This is a genomic window from Micromonospora sp. NPDC004336, from assembly GCF_053602615.1.
The window spans coordinates 17,075-44,056 of record NZ_JBSGDY010000018.1; the positions used below are offsets into that span (position 1 = coordinate 17,075).

23 protein-coding genes are annotated in these 26,982 nt (G+C 74.4%); 12 read left to right on the plus strand and 11 right to left on the minus strand.

From position 1 onward, the window contains the following. Nucleotides 1-62: 62 nt before the first annotated feature. Nucleotides 63-770 (minus strand): TetR/AcrR family transcriptional regulator, encoded by a 708-nt coding sequence (locus ACWENR_RS06690; RefSeq protein ID WP_452276067.1) that lies wholly within the window; start codon nt 768-770, stop codon nt 63-65. Nucleotides 771-870: 100 nt separating this feature from the next. On the opposite strand from ACWENR_RS06690, the gene ACWENR_RS06695 reads away from it, so the two are divergent. The 3 genes from ACWENR_RS06695 to ACWENR_RS06705 all read left to right on the plus strand — a co-directional run bounded on the left by ACWENR_RS06695 (nt 871) and on the right by ACWENR_RS06705 (nt 5,042). Next, nucleotides 871-1,854 (plus strand): NAD(P)-dependent alcohol dehydrogenase, encoded by a 984-nt coding sequence (locus ACWENR_RS06695; protein ID WP_452276068.1) that lies wholly within the window; start codon nt 871-873, stop codon nt 1,852-1,854. Between the two features lie 451 nt (nt 1,855-2,305). Continuing rightward, nucleotides 2,306-3,400 (plus strand): winged helix DNA-binding domain-containing protein, encoded by a 1,095-nt coding sequence (locus tag ACWENR_RS06700; protein ID WP_091105971.1) that lies wholly within the window; start codon nt 2,306-2,308, stop codon nt 3,398-3,400. A gap of 304 nt (nt 3,401-3,704) precedes the next feature. Continuing rightward, complete coding sequence (locus ACWENR_RS06705) at nt 3,705-5,042, plus strand: nucleotidyl transferase AbiEii/AbiGii toxin family protein (RefSeq protein WP_452276069.1); 1,338 nt, start codon at nt 3,705-3,707, stop codon at nt 5,040-5,042. A 14-nt stretch (nt 5,043-5,056) separates the two neighbouring features. Here ACWENR_RS06705 and ACWENR_RS06710 read toward each other — a convergent pair whose 3' ends face one another. From ACWENR_RS06710 to ACWENR_RS06720, 3 genes are all read right to left on the minus strand, one after another. Further along, a complete protein-coding gene (locus tag ACWENR_RS06710; RefSeq protein WP_452276070.1) occupies nt 5,057-5,254 on the minus strand; it encodes a hypothetical protein in 198 nt (65 codons plus the stop codon). A gap of 112 nt (nt 5,255-5,366) precedes the next feature. Beyond that, nucleotides 5,367-5,846: a YcxB family protein gene (locus ACWENR_RS06715; RefSeq protein ID WP_452276071.1), complete on the minus strand. Its 480-nt coding sequence runs from the start codon at nt 5,844-5,846 to the stop codon at nt 5,367-5,369. 180 nt (nt 5,847-6,026) lie between these two features. Beyond that, nucleotides 6,027-7,187, minus strand: coding sequence for an epoxide hydrolase family protein (locus ACWENR_RS06720; RefSeq protein ID WP_452276072.1), 1,161 nt, complete (start codon nt 7,185-7,187; stop codon nt 6,027-6,029). Nucleotides 7,188-7,423: 236 nt separating this feature from the next. On the opposite strand from ACWENR_RS06720, the gene ACWENR_RS06725 reads away from it, so the two are divergent. Then, the gene (locus tag ACWENR_RS06725; protein WP_452276073.1) at nt 7,424-8,041 is read left to right on the plus strand and encodes a putative immunity protein; all 618 of its coding nucleotides are present in this window, start codon (nt 7,424-7,426) and stop codon (nt 8,039-8,041) included. A 147-nt stretch (nt 8,042-8,188) separates the two neighbouring features. Here ACWENR_RS06725 and ACWENR_RS06730 read toward each other — a convergent pair whose 3' ends face one another. Both ACWENR_RS06730 and rph read right to left on the minus strand, forming a co-directional pair. Further along, on the minus strand, nt 8,189-8,560 hold the full coding sequence (locus tag ACWENR_RS06730) for an ArsR/SmtB family transcription factor (protein WP_452276074.1): 372 nt from the start codon (nt 8,558-8,560) through the stop codon (nt 8,189-8,191). 228 nt (nt 8,561-8,788) lie between these two features. After that, a complete protein-coding gene (gene rph, locus ACWENR_RS06735; protein WP_452276075.1) occupies nt 8,789-11,398 on the minus strand; it encodes a rifamycin-inactivating phosphotransferase in 2,610 nt (869 codons plus the stop codon). Nucleotides 11,399-11,883: 485 nt separating this feature from the next. On the opposite strand from rph, the gene ACWENR_RS06740 reads away from it, so the two are divergent. Continuing rightward, nucleotides 11,884-12,252 carry a VOC family protein gene (locus ACWENR_RS06740; RefSeq protein WP_452276076.1) on the plus strand — a complete coding sequence of 123 codons (369 nt, stop codon included), beginning with the start codon at nt 11,884-11,886 and terminating at the stop codon, nt 12,250-12,252. Here the strand turns inward: ACWENR_RS06740 and ACWENR_RS06745 are convergent. Both ACWENR_RS06745 and ACWENR_RS06750 read right to left on the minus strand, forming a co-directional pair. Beyond that, complete coding sequence (locus ACWENR_RS06745) at nt 12,249-13,220, minus strand: ABC transporter permease subunit (RefSeq protein WP_452276077.1); 972 nt, start codon at nt 13,218-13,220, stop codon at nt 12,249-12,251. The genes ACWENR_RS06740 and ACWENR_RS06745 overlap by 4 nt on opposite strands. Continuing rightward, nucleotides 13,217-14,083: an ABC transporter ATP-binding protein gene (locus ACWENR_RS06750; protein WP_452276078.1), complete on the minus strand. Its 867-nt coding sequence runs from the start codon at nt 14,081-14,083 to the stop codon at nt 13,217-13,219. The genes ACWENR_RS06745 and ACWENR_RS06750 overlap by 4 nt, the downstream gene beginning before the upstream one ends. A 118-nt stretch (nt 14,084-14,201) precedes the next feature. Between ACWENR_RS06750 and ACWENR_RS06755 the strand changes: the two genes are divergently transcribed. Genes ACWENR_RS06755 through ACWENR_RS06765 form a run of 3 tightly spaced genes read left to right on the plus strand, consistent with a single transcriptional unit; the run spans nt 14,202 to nt 16,491 of the window. Beyond that, nucleotides 14,202-14,696: a hypothetical protein gene (locus ACWENR_RS06755; protein ID WP_452276079.1), complete on the plus strand. Its 495-nt coding sequence runs from the start codon at nt 14,202-14,204 to the stop codon at nt 14,694-14,696. 5 nt (nt 14,697-14,701) lie between these two features. Further along, nucleotides 14,702-15,841 carry a sensor histidine kinase gene (locus ACWENR_RS06760; RefSeq protein WP_452276080.1) on the plus strand — a complete coding sequence of 380 codons (1,140 nt, stop codon included), beginning with the start codon at nt 14,702-14,704 and terminating at the stop codon, nt 15,839-15,841. Then, the gene (locus ACWENR_RS06765; RefSeq protein WP_452276081.1) at nt 15,838-16,491 is read left to right on the plus strand and encodes a response regulator; all 654 of its coding nucleotides are present in this window, start codon (nt 15,838-15,840) and stop codon (nt 16,489-16,491) included. Before ACWENR_RS06760 ends, ACWENR_RS06765 begins: the two co-directional genes overlap by 4 nt. A 69-nt stretch (nt 16,492-16,560) precedes the next feature. Here ACWENR_RS06765 and ACWENR_RS06770 read toward each other — a convergent pair whose 3' ends face one another. Beyond that, entirely contained in the window at nt 16,561-17,586 is a 1,026-nt protein-coding gene (locus ACWENR_RS06770) for a glycerophosphodiester phosphodiesterase family protein (RefSeq protein WP_452276082.1), read from the minus strand. A 204-nt stretch (nt 17,587-17,790) separates the two neighbouring features. Next, nucleotides 17,791-18,471, minus strand: coding sequence for a response regulator (locus tag ACWENR_RS06775; RefSeq protein WP_452276083.1), 681 nt, complete (start codon nt 18,469-18,471; stop codon nt 17,791-17,793). A 35-nt stretch (nt 18,472-18,506) separates the two neighbouring features. Here ACWENR_RS06775 and ACWENR_RS06780 point away from each other — a divergent pair, with 35 nt between their 5' ends. The 3 genes from ACWENR_RS06780 (at nt 18,507) to ACWENR_RS06790 (ending at nt 21,932) form a co-directional block, all read left to right on the plus strand. After that, nucleotides 18,507-19,694 (plus strand): sensor histidine kinase, encoded by a 1,188-nt coding sequence (locus tag ACWENR_RS06780; protein WP_452276084.1) that lies wholly within the window; start codon nt 18,507-18,509, stop codon nt 19,692-19,694. 174 nt (nt 19,695-19,868) lie between these two features. Then, nucleotides 19,869-20,582, plus strand: coding sequence for a hypothetical protein (locus tag ACWENR_RS06785; protein WP_452276085.1), 714 nt, complete (start codon nt 19,869-19,871; stop codon nt 20,580-20,582). A gap of 240 nt (nt 20,583-20,822) precedes the next feature. Then, entirely contained in the window at nt 20,823-21,932 is a 1,110-nt protein-coding gene (locus ACWENR_RS06790; RefSeq protein ID WP_452276086.1) for an L-dopachrome tautomerase-related protein, read from the plus strand. A 163-nt stretch (nt 21,933-22,095) separates the two neighbouring features. Here ACWENR_RS06790 and ACWENR_RS06795 read toward each other — a convergent pair whose 3' ends face one another. After that, entirely contained in the window at nt 22,096-23,064 is a 969-nt protein-coding gene (locus ACWENR_RS06795; protein WP_452276087.1) for a TrmB family transcriptional regulator, read from the minus strand. Nucleotides 23,065-23,185: 121 nt separating this feature from the next. Between ACWENR_RS06795 and ACWENR_RS06800 the strand changes: the two genes are divergently transcribed. Continuing rightward, nucleotides 23,186-26,920, plus strand: coding sequence for a S8 family serine peptidase (locus ACWENR_RS06800; RefSeq protein ID WP_452276088.1), 3,735 nt, complete (start codon nt 23,186-23,188; stop codon nt 26,918-26,920). Nucleotides 26,921-26,982: the final 62 nt, after the last annotated feature.

The window sequence follows — 26,982 nt, forward strand, 5'->3', positions numbered from 1 at the left end:
GCCTCCCGCCGGGGTAGGGCGACGGCCGCGGTCCGCCATCGGCCGGAGCCGGTGCGACCGGCTCAGCGGGGCCGGTGCGACGAGGTCCAGCCCTGGCGGTGCAGCCGTTCGATGCCGTCCAGCAGCAGGTCCAGCGCGAACTCGAACTCGAACTGGTCGTCGCAGCCCTGCCCCACGACCGACCCGTCGTCGTGGGACGCCGCGGCGGCGATCTCGGCGAGGTGCGGGAACCGGGCGGCGGCCTCCGGCGGCAGGGCGGCCGGTGGATCGGGATCGGTCGCGCCGGAGCGACCGGCGCGCCGGGACGCGTCGAACAGCTCCTGACTGAAGCCCAGGATCCGACTGCCCAGCGCGTGCATCACGTGGTGGGCGAGATCGGTGGAGAACCCGCCGGCCAGGAGCGTGCCGACCGTCGAGTCGAGGTAGGCGAGGACGGCCGGCGTCGCCATGTTCCGCGACTCGATCGCGAGCGGCGCCCAGGGGTGGCGCCGCAGCGCCTGCCGCGCCGAGAGGACGCGCCGGCGGAGGGCGTGCTTCCAGTCGGCGTCCGGCTCGGGCGGGTCGATCTCGCCGACGACCACGTCGATCATGCCGTCGAGCAGCTCGTCCTTGTTGGCCACGTGCTTGTAGAGGGCCATCGGCACGACGCCCAGATCCTGGGCGAGGTTGCGCATGCTGAGGGACTCGATCCCGGCCTCGTCGGCGAGCGCCACGGCCGCGAGCAGGATCCGGTCCCTGCTCAGCGGTGCCCGGCGCAGCGTCTCGGCCATCTCGTCCCCGTCTCTCGGCAGCGGGTCGACCCTATCCGCCTTGACGGGTGTACGCCGTACACCTATCCTCAGGTGTACGGCGTACACCAGGGGAGGGGACATGAAGGCGATCGTCCAGGACCGATACGGCCCGCCGGAGACACTCACGCTCGCGGACGTCCCCACGCCGGCGCCCGCCGCCGACGAGGTGCTCGTCCGGGTCGAGGCGGCGGCGCTGAACGCGTACGACTGGCATGCCATGCGGGGCGACCCGCGACTGGCCCGGCTGACGATGGGCCTGTCGAGGCCCCGGGCCCGCATCCGTGGCCGCGACTTCGCCGGCCGGGTCGAGGCCGTCGGCGCCCACGTGCGACGGCTGCGCCCCGGCGACCCCGTCTTCGGCGACCTCGGCGACGCCAACGGCGCGTTCGCCGAGTACGTGTGCGTCCCCGAGACCACGGTCGCGCCGATGCCGGCGAACCTGACACCGCAGCAGGCCGCCGCCCTGCCGCTGGCCGGCACCACCGCCCTCACAGGACTGTGCGACGTCGGGCGGGTCGAGGCCGGGGACCGCGTCCTCGTCAACGGCGCCTCGGGCGGCGTCGGCACCCTGGCGGTGCAACTGGCCAAGGCGCTCGGCGCGACCGTGACCGGGGTGTGCAGCACCCGCAACGTCGACCTGGTCCGCTCCCTCGGCGCCGACCACGTCGTCGACTACACCCGCGCGGACTTCGCCCGCGAGCCGCGCCGCCACGACGTCGTGTTCGACCTCGTCGGCAACCGTTCCCTCGCCGCGCTGCGGCGGGCGCTGACCCCGACCGGGACGCTGGTGCTCTCCGGCGGCGGCGTCTACCGCGGCGGCAGCCTCGTCGGGCCGGTCTGGCTGCTCGCGCGCGGCCGGCTGCTGGCGCCCCTCGCCCGGCACCGCGTCGTCACCCTCACGGCGACACCCGACCGGCGGCACCTCGACGCGCTCCGCGCCCACGCCGAGGCCGGCCGGCTCACCCCGGTCATCGACCGGACCTATCCGCTCCACGAGGTGCCTCGGGCCATCCGCTACCTCGAAGCCGAACACGCACGGGCGAAGGTGGTCATCACCGTCTGACGTCGCGGCCACGCCCGCCGGCCGGCCCGCTGCGGCGCGACACGGACGGCGCTGGCCGGAGCGTGCGCGGGCCGGCCGGCCGGCTCCGGCGCCCGCGCCGGAGCCACCCTGCCCGCCCCGGGTCGTGGGGCGGCCCGCCGGAACCGCGTGGTGCGGCGGCGACCACCTCGCCACCCTGACCCTCTCCAGGACGAGGAGATGCTCGCCGCGCTGGTGCGGCGTCGCCTGCGCCCGCTGTCGAAGGTGCGCGACAGCCAGCGGGAACCGCCGGCCGGCACCCCGCTCGCCCTGCTGCAGGAGAACATGAACGCCGACGCCGACGCCGACGCGGTCGAGCTGCACCTCCATCCGCAGACCGTCCGCCGCCGGCTGCGTCAGCACCCCGCCGGTCTGGCGGATCCACCGGACTACCTCGGGGAGAGTGTCCGGGGTGGGCGATATCGTCGCCGCCATGAGCACGCTCGACCGCCGCGCCCTCAACCGGGCGCTCCTGGCCCGCCAGCTCCTGCTGCGGCGGCACGACATGCCGGTCACCGACGCCCTCGAGCACCTCGTGGGGTTGCAGGCGCAGGAGCCGCTGGAGCCGTACGTCGGGTTGTGGAGCCGTCTGGCCGGCTTCCAGCCGCCGGCACTGGCCGAGCTGCTGGTGAGCCGGCGGGCGGTCCGCACGCTGCTGATGCGTCGCACCCTTCACCTGGTCACCGCCCGCGACTGTCTCGCCCTGCGGCCGGTGCACCAGGCGATGCTGGTCAAACGCATGTGGTCCACGCTGCGTCGGATGCTGCCCGGCGTCGACCTCGACGAGCTGGCGAAACTGGGCCGGCCGGTGTTCGAGGAGCGGCCGCGGATGCTGACCGAGGCGGCCCGCGAGATCGCCGACCGCTGGCCGGGAGTGGAGCCGCGCTGGCTCGGCGACGCGCTCAGCACACTGGTGCCGCTCGTGCAGGTGCCACCCCGCGGCGTCTGGGGCCAGCGCGGCGCCGCGCACAACACGACGGTCGAGGCGTGGTTGGGCCGCCCGTTGGAACCCGAGTCGCCGGCCACCGTCGACGCGCTGGTCCTGCGCTACCTCGCCGCTCACGGCCCGGCGGCCGCCGCCGACATCCGTGCCTGGTCGGGGCTGAGCGGGCTGCGGGAGTCCGTCCAACGGTTGCGCCCGCGGCTGCGGACCTTCCGCGACGAACGCGGCCGCGAGCTGCTCGACGTGCCCGACGGCGCGCTGCCCGACCCCGAGACCCCGGCGCCGCCGCGATTCCTGCCGGCGTTCGACAACGCGGTGCTCGGCTACGACGACCGCAGTCGCGTCATCGACGACGAGCATCGCGGGCTGAGCGTCACGGGCGCCCGCTTCCTGCTGGTCGACGGCCGGGTCGCGGGCACCTGGGCGGTCACCGCCGACGACGGCGCCGCGACGTTGCGGATCACGCCGCTGCGCGCGCTGACGACGGGCGAGCGCGACGCCGTCGTCGCCGAGGGCGAGGACATGCTGGGCATGTTCCAGCCGGAGCCGCGCCGCGGCGACCGCGTCCTGATCGCCGACGCCTGACGCAGGTGGGCGCCGTGGCAGATCCGGAAATGGCGTTCTCCCGCCTGCGTCCCGTGCCATGGACTCCGCCGATGCCTGAGGTGTCGGGGGACTTCGAGATCCACATCACGGCTCACGCTGCACAGGCCGACAAGCTGTCGGCGTTCGCCGCCGATCGTGGGATGAAGTTCGTCCACATCGTGCTCGACCGCGGCGCGTACGTCTCGCAACCGATGCTCACCCCGACCGGGCGAGGCACCCTGACCGAGCAGCACGCCGCGGTGCGGCGCTGGCAGGGCGAACTGCGCGAGGCCGACATCCACCCGTGCCGCTCGAAGATCGAGGCCGCGCCGTGGTGCGCCGGCGTGCCGCAGTCGGACGAGCAGGCCGCCACCGAGCCGGGCGACCGGTACTTCGAGCATCACGTCAAACTGCTGCTGTTCCGCCCGGCGGTGGCGGATCTGCTGGCCTCACCGACCTGGTCGCGGCGCACGGCGCGCGGCTGTCCCGCAACGCCCGCCGGGAGCTGGCCGACGGCGCGCAGGAACGGTTCGTCAACCAACGCTGCCACGGCGTCGGCCTGGCCACGGCGAGGAAGCGGCTGGACGAGCTCGTCGACACCCTCCGCGCCGCGGGCCACGAGCCCACGGCGGTGGAGCAGGAGTACGTCGTGTTCGACAGCGACCGCCACCACGACCATGGCTGGCTCGACTCGCCCACGCCGACGGCGAGCGGTTGGGCCCGGGACCGCGAGACCCGGATGAGGTCCGCGCCGGCCGGCACCCCGCACTACCCGCCGACCTGCCGGCCGCTGCCCGCCGGCCCGACGGTCCGCCAGCGGGCGGCCTTCGACCCGGCCCTCAAGCAGTACCCGAACGCCTACCGGGCCGGCGAGCCCGACTTCCTCGTGGCGGCCACCGGCCGGCTCTGGACCGACGCCCGGCGCGCCGCCATGCGCCACGTCCTGACGGCCGTCGCCGCGAGCGACTGGGGTCGGCACCTGGTCCTGCGGGGCAGCGTCACGATGGCGGCCTGGGTCGGCGACGCCGCCCGCGAGCCGGGCGACCTCGACTTCGTCGTCACCCCGCACACCATCACCAGCGACAGCGCCGACGCCCGGGCGCTGCTCGACGAGATCAGGACCGCCGTCCGCGCCACGCCCGGCGCCGGCCTGCGACCAGACGCGATCACCGAGTCCGCCATCTGGACGTACGAACGAGCGGACGGACGCCGCCCCGTCATCCCGTTCAGCGCGCCGGACGCGCCGGACGGCCACGTGCAGGTCGACATCGTCTTCGGCGAACGGCTCCCGCTCCCGCCGGAGGTGCTGGTGCTGCCCGACGTCGACGAACCACTGCTGGCCGCGCCCGCCCCGCTGGCGCTGGCGTGGAAGCTGATGTGGCTGGCCACCGACATGTACCCGCAGGGCAAGGACCTCTACGACGCGGTCCTGCTCGCCGAGCACACGACCGTCGACCGGGCCCTCGTCCGGCAGCTCCTGACGCCGGAGCTCGGCACCGAAGCCGACACGTTCACCGCCGAGACCGTGTTGTCCTGGCAGGTCGACTGGACCAACTTCACCGACGAGTATCCCGGCGTCACGGGCACCGCCGCGCAGTGGACCAGGCGGCTGGCGCTCGCCCTCGACCGCGCCTGGGCCTGACCCCGCCGAATGGATCATTCGCAGCGGTCCTCGGCGCCCCGGCCGTACGGCTCGCAGCAGTCGGGGCGGTGGCGATAGATTCGCAGGTCGCGGCCGTGCCGGTGGCCGTACTCGGTCGTGATCTCGTACAGGCAGGTCTGCCAGACGACGGTCTCCCCGCCGCCGGGCACGACCTGGCCGTCGCCCGGCCCGCCGCGCAGCAGCACCTCCACGTGACGACGGTACGCACACCACGGGCGCGCGGGGCCGCGTATCGGATTCCACCGTCGGCACGTAGGCACCGGGGCCTCGGCCGGTCCCGCCCGACCGCGGCCCCGGGCCCGGTCACCGCACGGCGGGGCGCAGGCCGTCGACGAAGGCGGCGAACTCGGCCCGCTGCTCCTCGGTCATCGGGGCCTTCGGAATCATGATCGCCTGAAGCTTGCCGAACATGACGTACCAGACCTCGGAGGTCTCGATGACGCGGCCCAGGCCGCTCCACCGGAACCGCGACTCGGCAAGCGGGTAGGTGACGGTGATCCACGCGTCGTCCAACGTGATGTGGAATCCGTCCTTGATGACCTCCGACTGCATCCGCATCGACTGAGCCACCGTGATCGGCGCGATCGCCACGACGAACAGCAGTCCCAGGACCAGGGCACCGTAGGAGACCGGCGCCGGCAACCTCAGGGCCACCATGGCGAGGCCGAGGACGATCAACAGCCAGCCCATGACGCGGATGGGCTTCAGTTGCGGCCGGAGGAGGAAGTGGAGCGTGCGCCGTAGCTGTTTCTCGTCGTAGGGGACCGACATGGAGATCTGCATCGGCGCATGCTTGCATCCCTCGGCGGTCCCGTGCCGGCCGGCCGTCGCGGGCGGCCCCCGCCGCCGTCGCCGGCCATCGACGTCGACATGAGCCCGGCGACGCTCCCGGGGTGCTCGCAGGCGTGCTGCAGGGCCAGGTCCGTGCCCAGCGAACAGCCCACGAGCACGGGCGCCGAGGGCCTACGCCTTGGCGCGCAGCGGCCGGAAGAAGTCCCGCAGGTCGCCGGCGAGCAGGTCGGGTTCCTCCAGGGCAAGGAAGTGACCTCCGCGGCGCGGGCCGCGCCACTGGCGCAGGTCGCGGTAGACCCGCTCGGCGTACTCGCGGGGGTAGTCCCGGTCCTCGGCGGTGAGCCGGACCCCCGCCGGCACCTCGACATCGCGCAGGGGCGGGGTCCGGGAGTCGTCGTAGTAGGGCCGGAAGGACGAGCCGATCGTCCCGGTGGCCCAGTAGAGGGTGACGATGGTGAGGAGCAGATCCTTGCTGAACCGGGATTCCGGGTCCCCGTCGCAGTCGCTCCAGGCCCGGTACTTCTCCACGATCCAGGCGGCCAGGCCGGCGGGGGAGTCGAGCAGGGCCGCGGCGAGGGTGTCGGGTCGGGTGCTCTGGATGGCGGCGTAGCCGTCGTCGTCGCCGTGGTGCTCGGTGGATCGCGCCTCCAGATAGGCGTGCTCGGCTGCGGACAGCGGGCGGGCGTCGTCGAGGACGGGGTGCAGGCTCGGGTGGTGCGTGTGGATCCCGACCACCCGCCGCGGGTGTCGGGCGCCGAGGAAGCCGGTGACATGGGAGCCGATGTCGCCGCCGTACGCGCCGAACGCGGGGTAGCCCAGGACGTCGGTCATCAGCCTGGCCCAAAGGTCGGCGACCACCGGGGGAGTCACCGGGCCGTGGTTCGGCAGTTCCGAGAACACGAAGCCGGGCAGGGACGGAATGACGACGTCGAAGGCGTCGTCCGGCTCGCCGCCGTGGGCGGCGGGGTCGGCCAGCCGCGCCGCCAGCGGCAACATCTCCACGAAGCTGCTGGGCCAGCCGTGGGTGAGCACCAGCGGCAGCGGAGCGGGGGTGCCGCTGGCCGCCCGGATGTGCACGAAGTGCACGCGCCGCTCGTCCAGCGTGGCGGTGTAGTGCGGCAGCGCGTTGAGTTCGCGTTCCCGGGCGCGCCAGTCGAAGGCCGTGCGCCAGTAGGTCACCAGCTCGCGAAGGTAGCCCGGGTCTGTGCCGGCACGCCACCCGCTCGCGGTGGGGCGCGGGAAGCGGGTGCGGGCCAGCCGCTCGGCCAGGTCGGCCAGCAGCTCGTCGGGGACGTCGATGGTGAAGGGAACAGCTCGCGGCAGGGACGACATGAAGGGTGCCTCCGTGACCTGGGAACGGATGGAATGCACATTCCCCAGGTCAGCTCGCCGTGTCGGCTCGCCCGATGGCTGCAAGGGAAGCGACCTGAATGCTACCGAGCACGAGGCCGCCTGAGAAGTACCGGACCGACGGGTGGGCCGACCGCCCGACGCTCCGGCTTCCCGCGATGCGTGCGCCCGCGCGGGGCAAGTCGGCCTGGCCTGTCACCACCTTGAGGGTTTCGCCCATGCGCCGGCAGTATCGCGGAGGAAGTTTCAACCGTCGGTTCAGCGATACCGTTTACGGCATGGTGGCAGGAGGGACCGCGACGGTCGAACTCGACATGGTTGAGCTGCGCGCCGTCGCCGGCTACGCGGCGCGGTGTGCGCGGCCCGCACTGGTGATCTTCGAACGCTCCCGTCCCGACGACCGGCGCCCGCGAGCCGCGATCGACGCGGCGCAGGCGTTCGCGGACGGAGCCAGGCGGAGCAAGGCGATCCGCGACAGCGCGTGGGCGGCGAACCGGGCGTACCAGGAGACGCGCGACGCGGGCCAGACCGCCGCGAGCGACGCCGCGCGCGCGGCCGTCGCCGCGGCCAGCGCGGCGTTCCTGCATCCCCTGGCGAGAGCCACCCAGGTCAAGCACATCCTCGGAGCGGCCGCCCACGCGGCTCGGGCCCTCGAACTCGACGCCGGCGACGACCCTGACGTCGGGGTCGACCACATCGAGAGGGCCGCGGGGCTGGCGGGGCTCGTCGTGGTGAGCGTGCTGGCGCGTTACCCGGACGCCCCGGGTGGAGGCGGCCGCGCCGGAGAGCTGCTGCGGAGGCTGGACGCGTCGTTGCGGCGGCCGGCGAGCCGTTGACCTCGTCCTCGCGCCCCCGAAGAGAGGCGCTTCGTCGGCTCGTGAAGGGATCGACGGGGCGAGCCGCGGGAGCGGCGGGGCGTGCCGTGCGGGCGTCGCGGTGGGGGCTCCTCCTCGTCGCGCCGGCGCACCGGAAGGGACCGCCGGTCAGCGCGACCTCTTCGTCGCCCGCTTGCGGGGCGGCGTCAACAGGTCGGCCACGGCGTTGATCGTGGACGGCACCAGACGGTAGTAGGCCCAGACCCCGCGCTTCTCGCGTTCGAGCAGGCCGGCCTCGGTGAGGATCCGCAGGTGGTGACTCACGGTCGGTTGGGACAGACCAAGCGGCGCGGTGAGGTCACTGACGGACGCCTCGCCCTCCGGGGCGGACTGGATCAGGCTGAGCAGCCGGAGCCGGGCCGGATCGGCGAATGCCTTCAGCACTCCCGCGAGCCGCTCGGCATCGGCACGTTTGATCGGCTCGCCGGCAAGCGGCGAGACGGCAGGCATGGATGTCCTCGCAGTTCCCACGCCCTGCATCGTTCCACCAATACCTCCGACGGAGTGGCGGATTCGCATCAGTGACCGGTGACAATCAAGGACAGCGGGAACGGGCCATCGCCGGCAGGTGACCGGGTGAGGTGACGGCGCGCGACCCGTGGACGTAGGACGGCCGGACGCCGGCTGACGGCGCACCCGGCCATCCCCCCGCCGTCCGGAGGGGCCCGTCCCGGCCACCCCGCGTATCCCGGCCGTCGGCCCCGGAGGCTACGAACGACCGTCCCCGGCCGGCGGGTCGGGCAGGATCTCGACGTACCCGCCGACGCCGTGCACGCGGATCCGCTGCCCGTCCCGGATCAGCCTGGTGGCGTGCTCCACGCCGACGAGGGCGGGCAGCCCGTACTCCCGGGCGATCACCGCCCCGTGGGTCATCAGGCCACCGATCTCCGTCACCAACCCCGCGATCGCGACGAACAGGGGCGACCAGCTCGGGTCGGTGTAGGCGGTGACCAGGATGTCGCCCGGTTCGAGGTTCGCCTCGGCCATGTCCAGCACGACCCGGGCCCGCCCCTCGACGGTCCCGCCGGAGACCGGGAGGCCGACCAGCGCGCCGGCCGGCACGTCGTCGCGCCGGTACGCCCCCGCGACACCCTCACCGTCCGACGTGAGCACCCGGGGTGGCGTGAGCGACCGGTGGGACCTGAACTCGTCCTTCCGCCGGCGGATGAGCTGGTCGTCCGCCCGGTGCGTGCGCGCCACGTCGTGGAGTTCCTGGAACGTGAGGTAGAAGATGTCCTCGCGCTCGCGGAGCACGTCGGCCCGCACGAGGCGGTCGGCCTCCGCCAGCAGGGCCTGCTTGTAGACGAGGTAGCGGCAGATGATGGCGTACTTCGGGTACTCCCGGTAGCCGATGAAGGTGCGGACGCGATCGATCATCCGCTTCGTCTCCGCCGCCTTCCGTTCCCCGTCCGGCAGGGCCCGCAGGCGGCGCAGCACCTCCCGTGCCTTCTGTTCGGCCCGCCGGCGCCCCTGCTCGAAGCGTCGCTCGCGAGCGCCCGGCTCGAGGTTCCGGACGTTGTCGAGGATGGCGGGCACCAGCGTGGTGGGACGCTCGATCCAGCGCGGTCGCGTGATGTCGATCTCGCCCACGCATCGCATGCCGTACGCGTCGAGGTAGGCCGCGATGGCGTCGCGCGCCTCGGTCCCGCCCGCGAGCTTCGGCAGCTCGTCGAGGAAGCCCTCGTCGTCGACGCCCTCCAGGAACGCCACCACCTCCGGGTGCGGGCGGATCGCGTCCGCGACGTCGAGCAGCGCCAGCCCCATCTCCGAGGTGACGTTGCCGGGGGCGGAGAGCGTGAGGGTGTCGGCCGCGTTCTCCTCACCCAGCCACTCCCGCAGCCGGTCGTTGAGCCACCAGGTGGCCTCCATCCCCGCCATGATCGCCCGCATGCTCAGCGGGTCGCCGAGGACCCGCTTGTGCTCCTGGAAGGCCTCCAGCAGGAAGTCGAACAGCGCCGGCCCGGTCTTCGTCCGGATGTCGCGCCGCAGGGCGTCGACGGAGGCCCGGCTGCGCTCGATCAGCTCCGTGACGATGGCCGGGTCGGTCTCGATCGGGGCGGGCGCGCCGCCGACCGGCGGGCCGCCGGGACCGGCCTGCGGGGGCGTCAGGACGAAGTCGTCGCGGTCGAGGACGGTCTCCAGCGCGTCCCTGATCAGCGGGTCACCCTTTCCCATCATCTCCAGGAGGCCGGGGCGGCTCGCGGGTGCGGCCAGGCTCGGGGTGACGTCGACGAACAGCCGCCCGCCGGCCTCGTGCATCGGCGTCATGGCCGTCAGCTGCCACATGGACACGCCCAGCGGCCGCATGGCGTCGGTCATCATCTGCTGATGACCGACGGAGACGTAGACGCGGTTCTCCCGGTCGCGGGCCGCCGGGACCGGGAACAGCGTGGTGATCGGCCGGCTCTGCACGATCCGGAAGTCGTCGTCGACCAGGCACCACTCGATGTCCTGCGGGCGGCCGAAGTGTGCCTCGATCCGCCGCCCGAGCCGCGCGAGCCGCACGACCTGCGCGTCCGTCAGCGCCAGCTGTTCCCGCCGCCGCGGGTCGATCGCCACCTGCCGCGTCCCGCCGGCCGGCAGGGCGTGGACGGCACGCTGCTTGGCGGCGACCGTCCTGGCGACGATCTCGCCGTCGCGCACCTGGTAGACGTCCGGGTTGACCAGGCCGGAGACCAGGGCCTCGCCGAGGCCGAAGCTCGCCTCGACGGTGGCGACCCTCCGGTTGCCGGTGACGGGGTCGGCCGTGAACAGGATGCCGGCCGCGTCCGGGAGCACCATCTGCTGCACCACCACGGCCATGTGGACCGCGCGGTGGTCGATGCCGTTGCGCCGGCGGTAGGTCACGGCCCGCTCGGTGAACAGCGACGCCCAGCACCGGCTGACGTGTCGCAGGATCGCCGCCTGCCCCACGACGTTGAGGTAGGTGTCCTGCTGGCCGGCGAAGGAGGCCGTCGGCAGGTCCTCCGCGGTCGCGCTGGACCGCACGGCGTAGGCGGCCTGGTCGCCGAGGCGGGCGAGCGCGCCGGTGATCGCCGCCGCCACGTCGTCCGGGACGGCGACGTCTTCGACGATCCGCCGGATCTCCGCGCTGAGCGTGCCGACCGCCTCCCGGTCCTCCGGGTCCAGGCGGGACAGCCGGCCGAGCCGTTCGTCGATCGACGGCGCCTCGGCCATGATCCGCCGGAACGCGTCCGTCGTCACGCAGAAGCCGGCCGGCACCTGGATGCCGTCGATCCGCGACAACGCCCCCAACTGCGCGCCCTTGCCGCCAGCGGTCGCGACCTGCGTCTCGTCGACATCCCGGAGGTCCGCCACGTACCGCTCGACGGTCGTGGCACCCCCGGAGCCGCCGTCCTCCGCCGCACCCCGCCGACCGCCCGGACGACCGGCGTCCGCAGCCCGGTCGTGCCCTTCTGGCGTCTTCATATCCGCTCGCCGCCCCTCTGGCCGTCGGCCGACCGCTCCACCCGTCCGGCGATTTCCGGCACCCGCCTGACGCCCATTTCCTCGCCCCGTTTCCGGGTCCGGCCGACGATTCTGCGGCAGGACCCGGGTCTTGTGGCAAGCCCCGGGGTGGGATATACGTTTAAGTGGGACCGAAAGCCTGTTGTTGTCCACCACCGCGAAAGCGAATTCAATTTCGCGTAACAGGTCGGCGGCAGCCCCTTCAACACCTCGCCTTTCCCCGCTCCGCCGGTGCCGAGCAGGGGCGAACAGCTCACCGTGCGGTACGCACGCGTCGTCCGTGCGTACCGCACACCGAGCCCGCGGCGTCGCCGGGGGTGAGCGAGAATGACGGCATGCCGAGCCGCCTTGCCGTCATCGCGATCGACGCCGTCCGACCCCGACTGATCGCCGACTTCTGGTGCTCGGTCCTCGGCTGGCGGGTCGTCGACGAGGAGGACGAGGTGATCACCATCGCGGCCTCCGACCGATCCTGGCCCATGATCGACGTGGCGGCCGTGCCGGCGGGCAAGACCGGCAAGAACCGGTTGCACTTCGACCTGCGCGCCGACGGCGTGTCCACCGCCGAGGAGCTCGACCGGTTGCTCGCCCTCGGCGCGCGACGCGTCGACGTGGGGCAGAGCCCCGACGCGAGCTGGGTCGTGCTGGCCGATCCCGAAGGCAACGAGTTCTGCCTGCTGTCCCGCCCCGTGCAGGAGCTCTAGGCGGCCCGCCGCTGGACGCGCCACAGGCCGACCGCGACGAGCAGCGCGCCGAGGCCGAGATAGATCGCCAGTTCGATCCACTGGAACGGCCAGAACCGCCGGTCGGGCTGGTAGGCGACGTCGACGTGGAGATCCAGCTCGCCGAGGCATACCGCGGTGTCGCCGAACCTGCCGGTGGCGCCGGTCTTCGGGGCGTCGTCGAGGCACCGGTCGAAGGCGGCGTCGGAGAGCTGCCGGCCGTCGGACGTCAGGAGCGGGCTGGTGTCCGTGACCCAGGAGCCCGGTATCTCCATCCCGCCGACGACCGGCCCGCCGGTGATGCTGCCCAGCGAGCGGGCCTGGTTGATGGCGTCGGCGCTCATCGGCACGGTGGTCCGCTCGGCGGGCAGGTAGTGCGGCCGCAGCAGGTTCGGCACGGCGAACTGCACCGCGATCATCGCCAGGAACACCAGCGCCATCGCCGGCAGGGTACGGCGTACCAGCAGCCCGGTGACGGCGCCGAGGACGAGACCGAAGACGACACAACCGACGGGCGCGACGCCTCGCGCGCCGAACAGGATCCCGCTGAACCGGTCGCCGGCCGCCTGGTCGACCGGGCCCGCCGCCCAGGTCAACAGCGCGCTGAGCGCAGCCGCGACGGCCACGCCGGCAAGGCCGACAACCAGCAGCTTGACCGCGAACCACCGGCGCCGGGGCACGCTCTGGCTCCACACCAGTCGGTGGGTGCCGGCCTCCAGCTCGCGGGCGACGAGCGGCGCGCCCCAGAACGCGCCGACGAGCGCGGGCACCAGACCGAAGCCGGCGGCGAGGAACAGCATCGTCTGCCCGTACCGGCCCGGCAGCTGGGCGGTGTCGGCCACCGCCCGGATGTCCTGGCCCAGGCGGAACAGGTAGCCGGCGGCCAGCAGCACCAGGAGCGCTCCGACGAGCGCCTGGACCCGGAACTGCCGCAGGCTCATCCGGATCATCGCGTCACCGCCGCGCCCGCGCCGGGCCTGGCGCCGGATCCCGCAGCCCGCGACATGTAGGCGAGGACCAGCTCCGCCAGCGTGACCGGCTCGACGTGCCCGGTCGTCGCGTCGCCCCGGACCACGGCGCCGCCGGGCTCCGCCCAGACGACCTCGGCCCCGGCCGGCGCGGCCGCACCGCCGGCGACCCGGTGGTGCGACGCGAGCAGATCGGGCACCGGACCGGCGACCTGGACGCGCGAGTCGCAGAGGACGACGAGGTAGTCGCAGACCTGCTCGACGTCGTCGAGCAGGTGCGAGGAGAGCACGGCGCTGGCACCCAACTCACGGACGAACTCCACGAGGTTGCGCATGAAGCCCCTGCGCGCGAGAGGGTCCAGCGCGGCGGCGGGCTCGTCGAAGATGAGCAACTCGGGTCGCTTCGCGGCGGCGATGGTCATCGCGAGCTGCGCCCGCTGGCCGCCGGACAGCCGGCCCGCCTTCTGTGTCGGGTCGAGGCCGGCCTCCGCGATCCGGCGCTCGGCCAGGGCCGGGTCCCAGGACGGGTTCAGCCAGGAGCCCATCCTGAGGTGGTCGGCGACGGTGAACGAGGCGTACACCGGGGTGTCCTGGGCGACGAAGCCCACCCGGGCCAGGTGCGACGCGTCGGCGGCCGGCGCCGCACCGAGGACCGACAGCGTGCCCGACGTCGGCCCGACCAGGCCGCAGGCCAGCTGGAGGAGCGTGGACTTGCCGGCGCCGTTCGGGCCGACCAGCCCGACGATGTGCCCTCGCGGGATCCTCAGGTCGCAGTCGGTCAGCGCCGTACGGCGGCCGTACCGTCTGGTCAGCCGCTCGGCGTGCAGGAGCAATGGTGTCTGCATGCGCCCATCCTGCGAGCGGCCGGCGGGGGCGGGCATCGGTCCGAAGCGGGGGCCGGTACGCCCACGACCCTACTTTCGGCCGGTTCGCGTCGAGCGGCGAGTTCCTAGCGTCCTCGGTATGGACACGACGCGCCGAATGGCGACGGACACCGTGCTGGGCCTGGTCCTCGTCGCCGGGCTCGCTCTCACGGCGTACCTGATCGCGGCGAGCTGGGGAGGGCTCTACTGGCTGTTCGACTGCCTGGCCGGGGCGGCGGCCGCGTCACTCGCGCTGCTGCGCGGGCCGCGGCGGATCTGGCCGGTGGCCGGCGGGCTCGCGCTCGCGGCGCTGGCCGCCGTCGTCGCCCGGGTCGCCGACCTGCCGCAGGAGCCGGGACCGGTCACCGCGCTGGCGCTGGCCGTGCTCGTGGGATCGGGAATCCGGACGCTGCCCGGGCCGGCCGCCGCGGCCGTCGCGGCCGGCGGGCTCACCGTGGTGGGCGGTACCTGGCTGACCGCGCTGCCCGACGCGGCGGGTTTCACGGCGGTGACCGTCGTGAACGCGGTCGCCTGGCTGCTCGCCGTGGCGGTCGGGATCACGCTGCGTGCGGTCGACGGTGGGCACGTACCGTGATGCGGATGAGGGTCGGGGACAGGCCGGCGCAGGCCGCGGCCACGGCAGGGCTCGCCGTGGCCTTCCTCGTCGCGATCGTCCTCCAGGCCGTGGCGATCGCCCAGACGTGGGGCCCGCGATACTGGCTCGCGGGCGGGGCGGCCGCCGTCGCGGTGTGCGGGCTGGCGCTGCTCCGGCACCGCCAGCGGGCGTGGACGGCGGTCGCCGGGTTCGGGATCGCCGGGCTGGCCGTCGTCGCGGCCCGGGTGTTCCACCTCCCGACCGAACCGGGACCGGCCATGGCGCTGGCGCTCGCCGTCCTCGTCGGGTCGGCGGTGCGCGCGCTGCCTCCGGCTTCGGCTGTCGCGCTCGCCGCGGGCGGGCTCGCGGTGGTCGGCGGCGCCTGGCTCGCCGTCCGGGCGCAGCCCGCCGGCCCCTCGGCGGTCCTCGGGATGAACCTTGTGGCCTGGCTCGGCGCGGTCGCCGTCGGGCTCGCGCTGCGGTGGCAGGACGACCGGGCGGCCGCCGCCGCCGAGAAGGTCCGCCGGGACGAGCGGCTGGAGCTGGCCCGCGAACTGCACGACGTGGTCGCCCACCACATCACCGGCATGCTCGTCCAGACGCAGGCCGCCCGTCTCGTCGCCCGGCGGGACCCCGGGCGGGCCGTCGAGTCCCTGGCCGGCATCGAGGCCGCCGGAGCGGAGGCGCTGCGCGCGATGCGCCGCGTGGTCGGGCTGCTGCGCGACACCGAGGACGCGCCACCCGCCTCGGCCGGGCCGGAGCAGCTCAGCGTCCTCGTCGAACGCTTCAGCCGGCAGGGCCCGTCGGTGCGCCTGCTGGCGCCCGACGAGAGCGGGACGTGGCCGCCGGAGGTGACCAGCACCGTCTACCGGATCGTCCGGGAGGCGCTGACGAACGTGGCCCGCCACGCGCGGGACGCGCACGGCGTCACCGTCACCGTCGATCAGACGCCCTCCGCCGTCACCGTCGAGGTGACCGACGACGCCCCTGCGACGCCCCGCGCCGCACACCGGAGCGGCTACGGTCTCGTCGGCATGCGCGAACGCGTCGAGACGCTCGGCGGCACGCTCCGCGCCGGTCCCCGCCCGGACCGCGGCTGGTCGGTCCTGGCCACGCTGCCGATCCAGAACGGACAGCCGCGATGACGATCCGCGTCCTGCTCGCCGACGACCAGGCGATGGTCCGCGGTGGCCTGAAGCTCATCCTCGAGGACCAGCCCGACATCGACGTCGTCGCCGAGGCGGCGGACGGGGTCGACGCGGTCGCCAAGGCCCGCAGGCTGCGTCCCGACGTCTGCCTGGTGGACATCCGCATGCCCCGGCTCGACGGGATCGAGGTGACCCGGGCGCTCGCCGGGCCCGGCGTGCCCCGTCCGATGCGGGTCGTCGTGGTCACCACGTTCGACCTCGACGAGTACGTCTACGGCGCGCTGCGCGGCGGCGCGGCCGGCTTCATCCTCAAGGACGCCGGCCCGGCGCTGCTCGTCGAGGCGGTCCGCGCCGCCCACAACGGGGACGCGCTGGTGTCCCCGTCGATCACCGTGCGGCTGCTCCGCCAACTCACCGGACCGGCGCGGGGCACCGGCAGGCCCCTGCCGGCCCTGTCGGCCCGCGAGGTCGAGGTGGTGCGGCTGATCGCCCGTGGCCGCACCAACCTGGAGATCGGCGCCGAGCTGTTCATCTCCCTCAGCACGGTGAAGAGCCACGTGTCGACCATCCAGACGAAGCTCGGCCTGCGCAACCGCGTCGAGATCGCCGCCTGGGCCTGGGGGAACCGGATCGTCGACACCGCCTGAGCGGCCACGTGGGGCGGTTCCCGGCCACGTCGGAGCCGGCGCCGGTGCGCGGCGGCCGGCCGTCGCCGGTCAGCTCCGCTGCTGGCCCGCCCCACCGCCGGGCTGCTCCAACGCCGCGCTCCGGTCGCGCAGCGGCGCCACCCGGTCGACCCGGTTCGTCCAGACCACCCCGGTGTACCCGGACGGGAGCCGTTCCCAGTCGTCGGCGCTGTCGAATCCCTGCGAGAAGCCGCCGTCACCGGCGACGATCACGACCCGGCTGTTGTGCTCGGCCATCCGGTCGACGAACTTGTCCGGCCACCCCCACAGCCAGGGGGCGTACGTCTCGGGGATGTGCAGCTGCCGGTTCCGGCAGGCCGCCGGCACATGCCCGGTCCAGCCGATCGCGAGATACCGGTAGAGGCAGTCGGTGAGGGTGGCCTTCGACAGCACCCGCACCTGCGGCAGCCGGCCCGCCAGCGCGGCGACGGGCTCGTCGCCGCCGTATACGGTGATCGTCCTGAGCCGGTCGGCGGGGAGGGCGGCCAGGTAGTCGGCGAGACGCTCGCCCTCGACCGGGTCGCCGCTCTTGACGTCGATCAGCAGTTCCCGGCCGGGGAAGGCCTCGACGACCTCCTCGATGGTGGGCATCAGGTCGACGCCCCTGCCGCGGAACGGGAACGTGGCGCCGCCGTCGTGGGTGTAGTTGTAGCCGATGTCCAGCCGGCGCAGCTCGGCGAGGGTGTGGTCGCGGACCTTGCCGGTGCCGTCGGTCCGGCACTCCAGCATGTGGTCGTGGAAGACCACCAGCCGATCGTCCCTGGTGAGTTGCACGTCGAACTCGACGATGTCGGCGCCCGCGTCGAAGGCCGCCCGCATCGAGGCGATCGTGTTCTCCAGGTGCGGGTGCTCGGGCGGGTGGATGCGCTCCGCCGTGCACGTGTCGTTGGTCATCCCCTCGAACCCGAAGGTCTGGGCGAGCCCGCGGTGCGCCAGCAACGACGGCCGAGCGCCGGCGGCGTCGGAGAACACGGTGGTGTTGTTGACGTAGCAGTAGGCGGTCAACACCAGTACGCCGACGAGCAGGCCGCGCAGGACGCGCCGCCGCCGGGACACGGGGCGACGATGGGTCGGGTCGGACGGGGACACGGTTCTCCTCACGGCTCGGCGACGGGCCCGGTCAGCATTCCGTCCCCCGACGGTCCCCGGAACCGGCGAAGGTCGCAGTCGGTCTACGTCTTTCGGGCCGGAGCCCGCACGGACGGCAGGGGCCCGACGGCCCGGGCGGTCGGCCGGCGGGCGGTGCCCCCGGCCGGTGGCTCAGTCGGGCACGTCCCGGAGCAGCAGGGCGGCCTGGGTGCGGCTGCTCACTCCCAGCTTCGCCAGCACGCTGCTGACGTGCGTCTTGACCGTGCGCTCGGCCAGGCGCAGGGCGCGGGCGATCTCCTGGTTGGCCAGCCCCTGACCGAGCAGGTCGAGGATCTCGCGTTCCCGGGCGGTGAGCGTGGCGAGCCGGGCGGCGGGCGATTCGAGGCGGCGTCCCGCCGTACCGTCCGTGGCGGCCGCCGCGTCGGGGCGGCGCTGCGGCCAGAGCGCCTGGGTGACCGACGAACTGAGCGCGGTGACCCCCGCGTGCACGCCTCGGATGGCGGCGGCCAACTCCTCGCCGGTGGCGTCCTTCAGCACGAAGCCGTCCGCCCCGGCGGCCAGGGCGCGTTGGATGTCGGTGGCCCGGCCGATGGTGGTCAGCATCAGCACCCGCGCGGCCGGCGCGGCGGGGCGCGAGCGGAGCTGGCGCAACACCTGGACGCCGTCCAGGCCCGGCAGATAGAGATCCAGCAGGATCACGTCGGTGGGCTCGGCGGACGACCGCGTCAGGTCCAGCAGGGCCGGACCGTCCGGCAGCATGGCCACCACCTCGATGTCCGGCTGGGCACCGAGGATCAGGGCCAGCCCTTCCCGCACCAGGGCCTGATCGTCGACGATGGCAAGCCGGATCACCGGCAGATGGTACCGATCGGGCGGAAGGAGACGTGATGCCGACAGGTGCGCGGATGGTCGACCGGCTCCGGGGCGGGGCGGCCCGGTGGGCGCGACGCCGCTGGCAGCTTCTGGTGGACCTCGCGCTACCCGCGCTGACCGCCGGCCTGTTCCTGGCCAGCGGGGTGGTACCCGGTAAGCCGCTTCCGGTGGTGCTGGCGGCGGGGCAGATCCTTCCGCTGGTGGTGCGGCGGGCGGCCCCGGGGCCGGTGCTTGCCGTGGTGGGGGTGGCCACCTCGGCGCACATGCTGGTCGGAGTGCCCCGCACGATCGGCTACCTGCCCGCGATGCTGGCGCTCTACACGGCCGCGGCCAACGGCCGGTCGGCGGCGGTGCGGTGGGGCCTGTGCGGGGCGGTGACGGTGGGCGTGGCGGTCGCGAGCCTCCCGCACCGGGGCCCGGTCGAGGGCGCGCTGCTGGTGATCGTGGCCTTCACCGTCGCCTGGCTGGCCGGCGTCGAGCGGGGCAGGCAGCTGGGGCAGCGTACGGCGTTGGTGGCGGAGCAGACCCGGCTGCGGCTGGAGCGGCGGATCGCGACCGAGGAGCGCAGGGCGGCGCAGGAGCGGGAGCACCTGGCCCGCCGGCTGCACGACACGCTCGCCCACACCCTGACGGTGATGCTTGTGCAGTCCGAGGCGCTGCGGGTCGGCGGCGGACTGGCCGCGCCGCAGCGGGAACGGGTGGAGCGGGTGCTCGGCGCGGGGCGGGCGGCCCTTGGCGAGATCCGACAGACCGTCGCCGCCCTCGACCGTAGAGCCGCGGTGGCGACCAGCGACGACCTCGCCGAGCGGCTGGACCAGTTGCGTGCGGCCGGCCTGGACGTGCCCGACGGGCTGCCGCGGACGCTGGCAGCGCTTGCCGAACCGGTGCTGGTGGTGGCCCATCGGCTGATCGGCGAGGCGGCCACCAACGCGCTGCGCCACGCCGGCCCCGGCACCCGGCTGGAGATCCGCGTGGACCGGGACGCCGAACACATCCGTCTGTCCGTGTTGAGCGTCCGCCCCCCGGACGACGGCCCGACCCGCCCGGAGCCACCCGGCGGCACGCCGGGTTACGGGTTACGCAGCCTGGCGGCGGACGTCGAGGCGTACGGCGGCACACTCGGCTACGGCCCGGCGGGCGCCGGCCAGTGGCAGGTGACCGCCGCGTTTCCGCACGTCGCCGGGGTGGACCGGGCTGCCTGACCGACGACGTTCCGTACCACCTCGCTCGGACGCCGCCGAGGCCGCTCGACGAGGCGGGTGGCTGCGGGAATCAGGACGGGCGCGGGCGGCATGGCGCAAGGACCAGCGGGTACGGACCGCCCATGACCCACCCGAACCGAACCAGCCGGCGGGCGTGACCGCCCGGGCGGGACGATGACCGACGAGGCACCCCGCGGGGAGGCCGCGCGCCCGGCGCCGCAGCGGAAGGACGAAGCCCTGCTCGACGGCCTCGCCCGCCGGCTGGACAAGCCCATGGGCGTGCTCGGGCTCCTGTTCCTGCTGCTGGTGCTCGGCCAGGCCGTCACCGACGACCAGCCGCTCGCCACGGTGCTCACCGTCGCCAGTTGGGTGCTGTGGGCCGTCTTCGTCGCCGAGTTCGCGTTACGTGCCTGGCTGGCGCGCCACTGCGCCCGCGAGTTCTGGAAGCGCAACTGGTGGCAGGTGATCTTCCTCGCCGTACCCTTCCTGCGGTTCGCCCGCGCCGCCACCGCGCTGCGGGCCGCCCGCGGCACCGGCGTGGTGGCCGCCGCCGTCCGCGGCTCCCGGTCGGCGGGCCGGCTGCTGACCGACCGGCTGGCCTGGCTCGCGGTGGTCACCGTGACGGTCATCCTCGCCGCCGGCCAACTCCTGGTCGTCACCGGCTCCTACCGGACGCACGGGCAGGCCCTGCACGACGTCGCGCTGACCACCATCACCGGCGCGCCGCTGCCCGTCGACGACACGTTCGCGCAGAGCCTCGAACTGGTCCTCGCCGCGTACTCGGTGGCGGTCTTCGGCACCTTCACCGGCGCGCTCGGCGCGTTCTTCCTCAGCCGCCAACGCGACGAGGAGCAGGGCCGTGCCACGGCCACCGAGGCGGAGCGGTGAGCCTCGCCGTCGGCGCGCGTGCGCGGAGGAACGCGTCGGGCGGGACGGGTGTCATCGGCGGACAGACGGGTAGCAGGCGAGGGTGACGCCGACCAGCAGGATCCTCCTCGTCGCCGGCCCGACCGGCTCCGCCTCGAAGGTCACCGATCCCCGCTCGTGGCCAGCGGCGGACCGGGTCGCCGGCTGCCCCTTCCCCCGTCCGGCGAGCGGAACGATGACCGCCCACACCCTGGCGGCGCGGTGGTGAGCGCCCTGGCGGGCGATGAGCCCGTCGGGAAGTTGGAGGTGGTGCACACCTTCACCGGGCCGATGCCGACGGGCGTGAGCGTCTCGCGGACCGGACGTGTCTTCGTCAACTTCCCGGAGTGGGGTGACGAGGTGACCGCCACCGTGGTCGAGCTGCGGGACGGCATCGAGGTGCCGTTTCCCGATCAGGAGTGGAACAGCCCGTCGGCCGACGACGACGCGCGGGCGTTCGTCTCCGTGCAGAGCGTCGTCGTCGACCCGGCCGACCGGCTGTGGGTGCTCGACACCGGCAGCCCCATGTTCCAGCCGACCCGGCCGGGCGGGCCGAAACTGGTCCGGGTCGACCTGGACACCGACTCCGTCGCCCAGGTGATCACCTTTCCGGCCGACGTCGCGCTGCCCAGCACGTATCTCAACGACGTGCGCTTCGACCTGCGTCGCGGCGAAGCCGGGCTGGCCTACGTCACCGACTCCTCCGACTCCGGCCCGAACGGCCTCGTCGTGGTCGACCTGGCGACCGGCGAGTCGTGGCGGCGGCTGCACGAGCACCCGTCGACGAAGGCGGAGCCGCTGGAGACGTTCCGTCCGGTGGTCGAGGGGCGGCCGTTCCTGGAGCGCCCCGCCGACGGCGACCCGAAACCGGTGGGCATGGGCTGCGACGGCATCGCCATCGCCGCCGACGGCTCCCGCCTGTACTACTGCCCCCTGGCGTCGCGTCGCTGGTACAGCGTCGCCACCGACGCGCTGGCCGACCGGACGCTCGGCGACGACGAGGTGGCCGCGACGGTACGCGACGAGGGCGACAAGGGCGGCGGCTCCGACGGCCTGGAGACCGACGACGCCGGCCGGATCTACCTGACCTCCTACGAGCACGACGCGGTGCTGCGCCGTGACGTCGACGGCGGGTACGAGACCGTCGTCCACGATCCGCGGCTGCTGTGGCCGGACACCATGTCCGTGGCCGCCGACGGCCACCTGTACGTCACCGCCAACCAACTGCACCGCCAGGCGAAGTACCAGCGCGGGCAGGACCTGCGGCGCAAGCCGTACGTCCTGTTCCGGACCCGGATCGACGCGGGGCCGGTCCTGCTGCGCCGGGCCTGACCGCCTCGCGGCCGGTCAGTCGGCGCCGGCCAGCGCCTGGGGCGCGGCGGCCTTCATCCGGGTGCGCAGCCACTTGAGCTGGATCGCCGTCTCCTCCTCGCAGCGCCGCACGACCGCGAGCAGGTCCTCGTCGCGCGCGGTTCGGGTCCCTCGCCCGCCCGCCTCAGAGCCAACCGCGCTCGCGGGCCTGCCAACCCAGCTGCATCCGCGACCGCGAGTTGGTCAGCTCCATGAGGTGCTGCACCCGCCGGACCACCGTGCGGCGGCTCACCCCCAGCCGCGCGCCGACCGCATCGTCGGTCAGGCCGGCGACCAGCAGGGACAGCAGTCGCCGGTCGGTGGCCGAGACCGCCGTGGCGGCGGCGAGGTCGGTGGAGTCCGCCACGGACAGGGGAGTGGCCTGGTTCCAGACGGTCTCGAAGAGCGCGATCAACGCGTCGAGCAGGCCGCACGGGTGCACCAGCAACGCCGCGTCGTGGGCCGACTGCGTCCAGGCCAGCGGCAGCAGGGCCAGCTCCCGGTCGGCGACGGCGAGCTTGGTCGGCAGGCCGTGCGCCAGCCGGGCGTGCTCGCCCTCCTCGACGTGGACGACGACGCTCGCCACGAAGCCGGGGTCGGTCAGGGCGTCGACGTCGTACACCGCCCGGTAGGTGATCCCGGCGGCCTGCCGTTCGAGCTGCTGGCGGTTGACGTCCTTCGGCACCGCGTACGGCGGCGCGACCAGCACCCGCATCTGGTGCCGGGCCGTACGTTGCAGCCGGTCGAAGGCCTGCGCCACCGCCGCCCGGCCCGACACGATCTCGATGAGGTCCTCGGTGCGCCGGTTGCTGGCCCGGCTGCGCGCCTCGTGCGCGAGGCGGCGGGCGGCCGCCCGTACCCCCTCCAGCTCCTCCTGGCGGCGGCGGACCTGCTGCTCCACCGCCAGCTCGGGGGGAACCGGAACGACCCGCTCCTCGGGGGCCGGGGTGTGGTGCACGAAGCCCTTGCGCTGCAGGGAGAGCACCGCGCGACGCACCCGGGTGGGGGCGAGCCCGGTGCGGGCGGTCAGCTGCGTCAGCGTCGCGCCGCCCTGGCGGACCAGCGCGAGGTAGGCCGCCTCCTCCGCCGCGCTCAGCCCCGCCGGTCCAAGCATGATCGCCCCCTCCTGGCGCATCTGAGCCTTGTCGCAGCTGCGCTGACTCTAGATCCTTTACCGCCCCGGTGACGAGGTGTGACGCTGCCCGCGGAACGGCCGGCACGTCATAGGGGGTCTCGTGTTCAGCTCGTTACGCAGAGTGCTCGCGGCGGCGGTGGTCGTCGCCGCCGTCGTCGCCGTCGCGCCACCGGCCGCGACCGCCGTCACCCCTGACGCAGTTGCGTCAACCGCGGCACCCGGCTCGCTGTACCGGATCACGCTGATCAACGGTGACGTCGTCCGGTTCACCCGCTTCGCCGACGGCCGGCAGGAGGCCACCATCGACGACCGGGACCGGCCCGACCGGCGCGGCTTCCACCTGTCCCAGCGCGACGGCGACGTCTACGTGGTGCCGGACGAGGCGCTGCCGTACGTCTCCGCCGGCCTGCTGGACGAGGCGCTGTTCAACGTCACCGAACTGGTCGCCGAGGGCCTCCACGACGCGGCCAGCCCGACCCTTCCCCTGCTCGTGGCCGGGGCGCCCGCCCGCGCCGGCGCCCGTGCGGCGGTCCCGGAGACGCCGCCCGGCGTCACCCGGACCAGGGTGCTGCCCAGCATCGGCGCGGTCGCGGTCACCGAACGCAAGACGGAGCTGCGCGCGCTGTGGCAGGCGCTGACGTCGGGGCCCCGTACCCTCGCCGCCGGCGAACGCCGGGTCTGGCTGGACCGGCGGCTCCGCGCCGACCTGACCGACAGCGTGCCCCAGATCGGCGCGCCGGCCGCGTGGAAGGCCGGATACGACGGGCGGGGCGTCACCGTCGCGGTGCTCGACAGCGGCTACGACCCGACCCACCCCGACCTCGCGGGCCGGGTGGCCGCCGCCGCCGACTTCACCGCCGAGGGCGGCGCGGCGGTCGACCGGTTCGGGCACGGCACGCACGTCGCCGCCACCATCGCCGGCAGCGGCAGGGCCGGGCGGGCCGGTGGCAGGGGCGTGGCCCCGGGCGCCCGGCTGCTCGTCGGCAAGGTCCTCGACGACTCCGGCTCCGGCGACGTCTCCGGGATCATCGCCGGCATGGAATGGGCGGTACGTCAGGGCGCGCGGGTGGTCAACGTCAGCCTCGGCGGGCCGTCGTACGGCAGCACCGACCCGGTCAGCGAGGCGGTCGACGCGCTGACCGCCAGCTCGGACGCGCTCTTCGTGGTGAGCGCCGGAAACTCCGGCCCGGGACCGCAGACCGTCGGCACGCCGGGCATCGCCACCGCGGCCCTGACCGTGGGCGCGGTGTCCGAAGAGGGCGAGCTGGCGGACTTCTCCAGCCGCGGGCCGCGCCTCGACGACGGCGCGGTCAAGCCCGAGATCACCGCACCGGGTGTCGAGATCGTGGCGGCCCGCGCGGCCGGCACCTCCCTCGGGCAGGTGGTCGACCCGTCGTACACCGCGATGTCCGGCACCTCGATGGCCGCGCCGCACGTGGCGGGCGCGGCGGCGCTGCTCGCGCAGGCCCACCCCGACTGGCGGCCCGGACAACTCAAGGCGGCGCTCGTCGCGAGCGCCACCCCGACCGGCGACGCGCCGGTCGCCGAGCAGGGCGCCGGGCGGGTGGACGTGCCGGCGGCGCTGGCCCAGACCGTCCGGGTCGACACCGCCAGCGTCGTGCTCGGGCCGGTGCCGGCCGGATCCGGGCCGCGCCGGGCGGACGTGGTGTACACCAACACCGGCCGCAAGCCCGTCACCCTCGACCTGGCCGTGGCCGCCACCGACGCCGGCGCGACCGGCCGCGCCGCCGCGCTGACCGTGACGCCGGCCCGGCTGACCATCGCCGCCGGGGGACGGGCGACGGCGACCGTACGGCTCGACCCGGCGGCGACCCGGCCGAACCAGTACGCCGGGCTGCTCACGGCCACCGGCGCCGGGCTGCGACTGCGCACGCCCGTCGGCCTCGGCGTGACCCCGCCGGCGCACACCCTCACCATCGAGGCGACCGACCGGGACGGCCGGCCGGCGACCGGGTTCGCCAACCGGGCGGAGCTGTGGAACCTCGACACGGGCGAGCAGCACTACGGGTTCTTCGCCGACGGCCGGGCGACTGTGGAACTGCCCGCCGGCCGCTACTCGGTGATGGCGCTCCTGCACAGCCTGGACGCCGCCGGCGTCGAGAAGGACCTCACCCTGGCGGGCGACCCGGAGCTGGTCGTCGACGCGGACCGCACCCTGCGGCTCGACGCGCGCGCCGGCAACGAGATCCGCATCGACGTCGCGGACCCGACCCTGGTCAGCCGGGGCGCCGTGTCGTGGCAGCGCACCGCCGGCAGCCGGTCGACCCTGTCCGGCTGGGCGTTCAACCCGTGGCACGTCCGGCGGGTCTACGCGGTACCGACCCGGCCGGTCGCCACCGGGACGTTCCGGTTCTTCAGCCGGTGGGATCTCAGCGCCCCCGAGCTGACCGCCGAGGTGACCGGCGCCGGCGGCTTCCGCCTGGAGCGCCCGCTGCCGGTGGACGACGCGCCGCTGTTCGACGGGACCCGTACGCTGCCGCTGGTCGATGGCGGCGACGGCGCGCCGGGCGGGCTGGCCGGCGCCCGCGGCGCGGCGCTGCTGCTGCGGTACGTCGGCGAGGACGCCGTAGCCGGCCAACTGCGCGCCGCGGCCGAGGCCGGTGCCGTGGCGGTGCTCCTCGCCCCCGCCGAGCCCGGCAGGATCTACCCGAGCGGCCACGGATCGGCGGTGCCGGCCTACCAGATCGAGTACGCCGACGGCGTGCGGCTGCGCGAGCGGCTGGCCGCCGGGCCGGCGAGCCTCGTTTTGACCGGCGTGGCCCGCAGCCCGTACCACTACGACCTGCTGCTTGCCGAACCGGGCGGGATCCCGGCAGACCTGCACTACCCGGCGGGGGAGTTGGCGCTGGCCACCGTGGACAGCGAGTTCCACCAGCACGGGACGCAGCTGCGGGCGCTGGACTCGCGGGCGGGCTACCCGGACGGGGTGAACGTCGCGTTCGAGTTCAGCCGCCCGGTGACCGCCGCGCAGCGGCGCACCGACCACGTCAACACCCGCGGGGTGCTCTGGCGCGCCCGGGCCACCGCCGAGGGCGAGAACCTGGGCAGGACCCAGGGCACCATGTACGGCCCCCTGCGGTCGTACCGGCCCGGCGAGCGGGCCCGGGAGGTGTGGTTCCCGGCCCTGACCCGGCCCGCCGTCCCGAGCGGCGTGCCCAACTACGCGTACGGCACCCCGGTCAACCGGTGGCACGACAGCATCCGGGTGGCCGTGCCGCAGTACGCCGACGGTGACGCCGGGTCGTACGGCTGGGTCGACGGCGGCTCCGACCGGGCGCGGTTGACGCTGCGCCGCGGCGGGCAGGTCGTCGGCACCACCACCGGATCGTCCCAGCAGTTCACGGTCGGCCCGGGCAACGGGACGTACCACCTGACGCTGGACGTCGCCCGGGACACGTTCCCGGACCGGGTCTGGTGGACCACCTCGACGGCGACGTCCACCACGTGGACGTTCCGGTCGAGCCGGCCCAGGGGCGAGCAGCCGCAGGTGCTGGCGCTGCCGCAGATCCGGTACGACGTGCGGACCGACCTGTCCAACACGGTCCGCGCCGACCGGCCGTACCCGCTGACGCTCAGCCCCGGCTACCAGCCGGGCGCGACCGGACCCGGCCGGTTCGAGACCACCGTGTGGGTGTCCTACGACGACGGCGCCCACTGGCGGAGGGTGCCGACCCGGGGCGCCGGGACGGTGACGGCGACCGTGCCGGCGGCGCCGGCGGACGCGCGGTTCGCCACCGTGCGGGTCACCGCCACCGACCGCGCCGGCAACCGGATCGACCAGACCGTCACCCGCGCCTGGAAGGTGACGCCCTGACCTGACAGGTCGTCGGGCCGCCGCGACGGCCCGACGACACCGTGGAGGGCGGTCCAGAAATG

Bases quoted from the DNA above. Each gene is read 5' to 3' on its own strand.
- ACWENR_RS06690 (WP_452276067.1), bottom strand. From the start codon at position 770: ATGGCCGAGACGCTGCGCCGGGCACCGCTGAGCAGGGACCGGATCCTG.
- ACWENR_RS06695 (WP_452276068.1), top strand. From the start codon at position 871: ATGAAGGCGATCGTCCAGGACCGATACGGCCCGCCGGAGACACTCACG.
- ACWENR_RS06700 (WP_091105971.1), top strand. From the start codon at position 2,306: ATGAGCACGCTCGACCGCCGCGCCCTCAACCGGGCGCTCCTGGCCCGC.
- ACWENR_RS06715 (WP_452276071.1), bottom strand. From the start codon at position 5,846: ATGCAGATCTCCATGTCGGTCCCCTACGACGAGAAACAGCTACGGCGC.
- ACWENR_RS06720 (WP_452276072.1), bottom strand. From the start codon at position 7,187: ATGTCGTCCCTGCCGCGAGCTGTTCCCTTCACCATCGACGTCCCCGAC.
- ACWENR_RS06725 (WP_452276073.1), top strand. From the start codon at position 7,424: ATGCGCCGGCAGTATCGCGGAGGAAGTTTCAACCGTCGGTTCAGCGAT.
- ACWENR_RS06730 (WP_452276074.1), bottom strand. From the start codon at position 8,560: ATGCAGGGCGTGGGAACTGCGAGGACATCCATGCCTGCCGTCTCGCCG.
- ACWENR_RS06740 (WP_452276076.1), top strand. From the start codon at position 11,884: ATGCCGAGCCGCCTTGCCGTCATCGCGATCGACGCCGTCCGACCCCGA.
- ACWENR_RS06745 (WP_452276077.1), bottom strand. From the start codon at position 13,220: ATGATCCGGATGAGCCTGCGGCAGTTCCGGGTCCAGGCGCTCGTCGGA.
- ACWENR_RS06750 (WP_452276078.1), bottom strand. From the start codon at position 14,083: ATGCAGACACCATTGCTCCTGCACGCCGAGCGGCTGACCAGACGGTAC.
- ACWENR_RS06755 (WP_452276079.1), top strand. From the start codon at position 14,202: ATGGACACGACGCGCCGAATGGCGACGGACACCGTGCTGGGCCTGGTC.
- ACWENR_RS06760 (WP_452276080.1), top strand. From the start codon at position 14,702: ATGAGGGTCGGGGACAGGCCGGCGCAGGCCGCGGCCACGGCAGGGCTC.
- ACWENR_RS06765 (WP_452276081.1), top strand. From the start codon at position 15,838: ATGACGATCCGCGTCCTGCTCGCCGACGACCAGGCGATGGTCCGCGGT.
- ACWENR_RS06780 (WP_452276084.1), top strand. From the start codon at position 18,507: ATGCCGACAGGTGCGCGGATGGTCGACCGGCTCCGGGGCGGGGCGGCC.
- ACWENR_RS06785 (WP_452276085.1), top strand. From the start codon at position 19,869: ATGACCGACGAGGCACCCCGCGGGGAGGCCGCGCGCCCGGCGCCGCAG.
- ACWENR_RS06795 (WP_452276087.1), bottom strand. From the start codon at position 23,064: ATGCTTGGACCGGCGGGGCTGAGCGCGGCGGAGGAGGCGGCCTACCTC.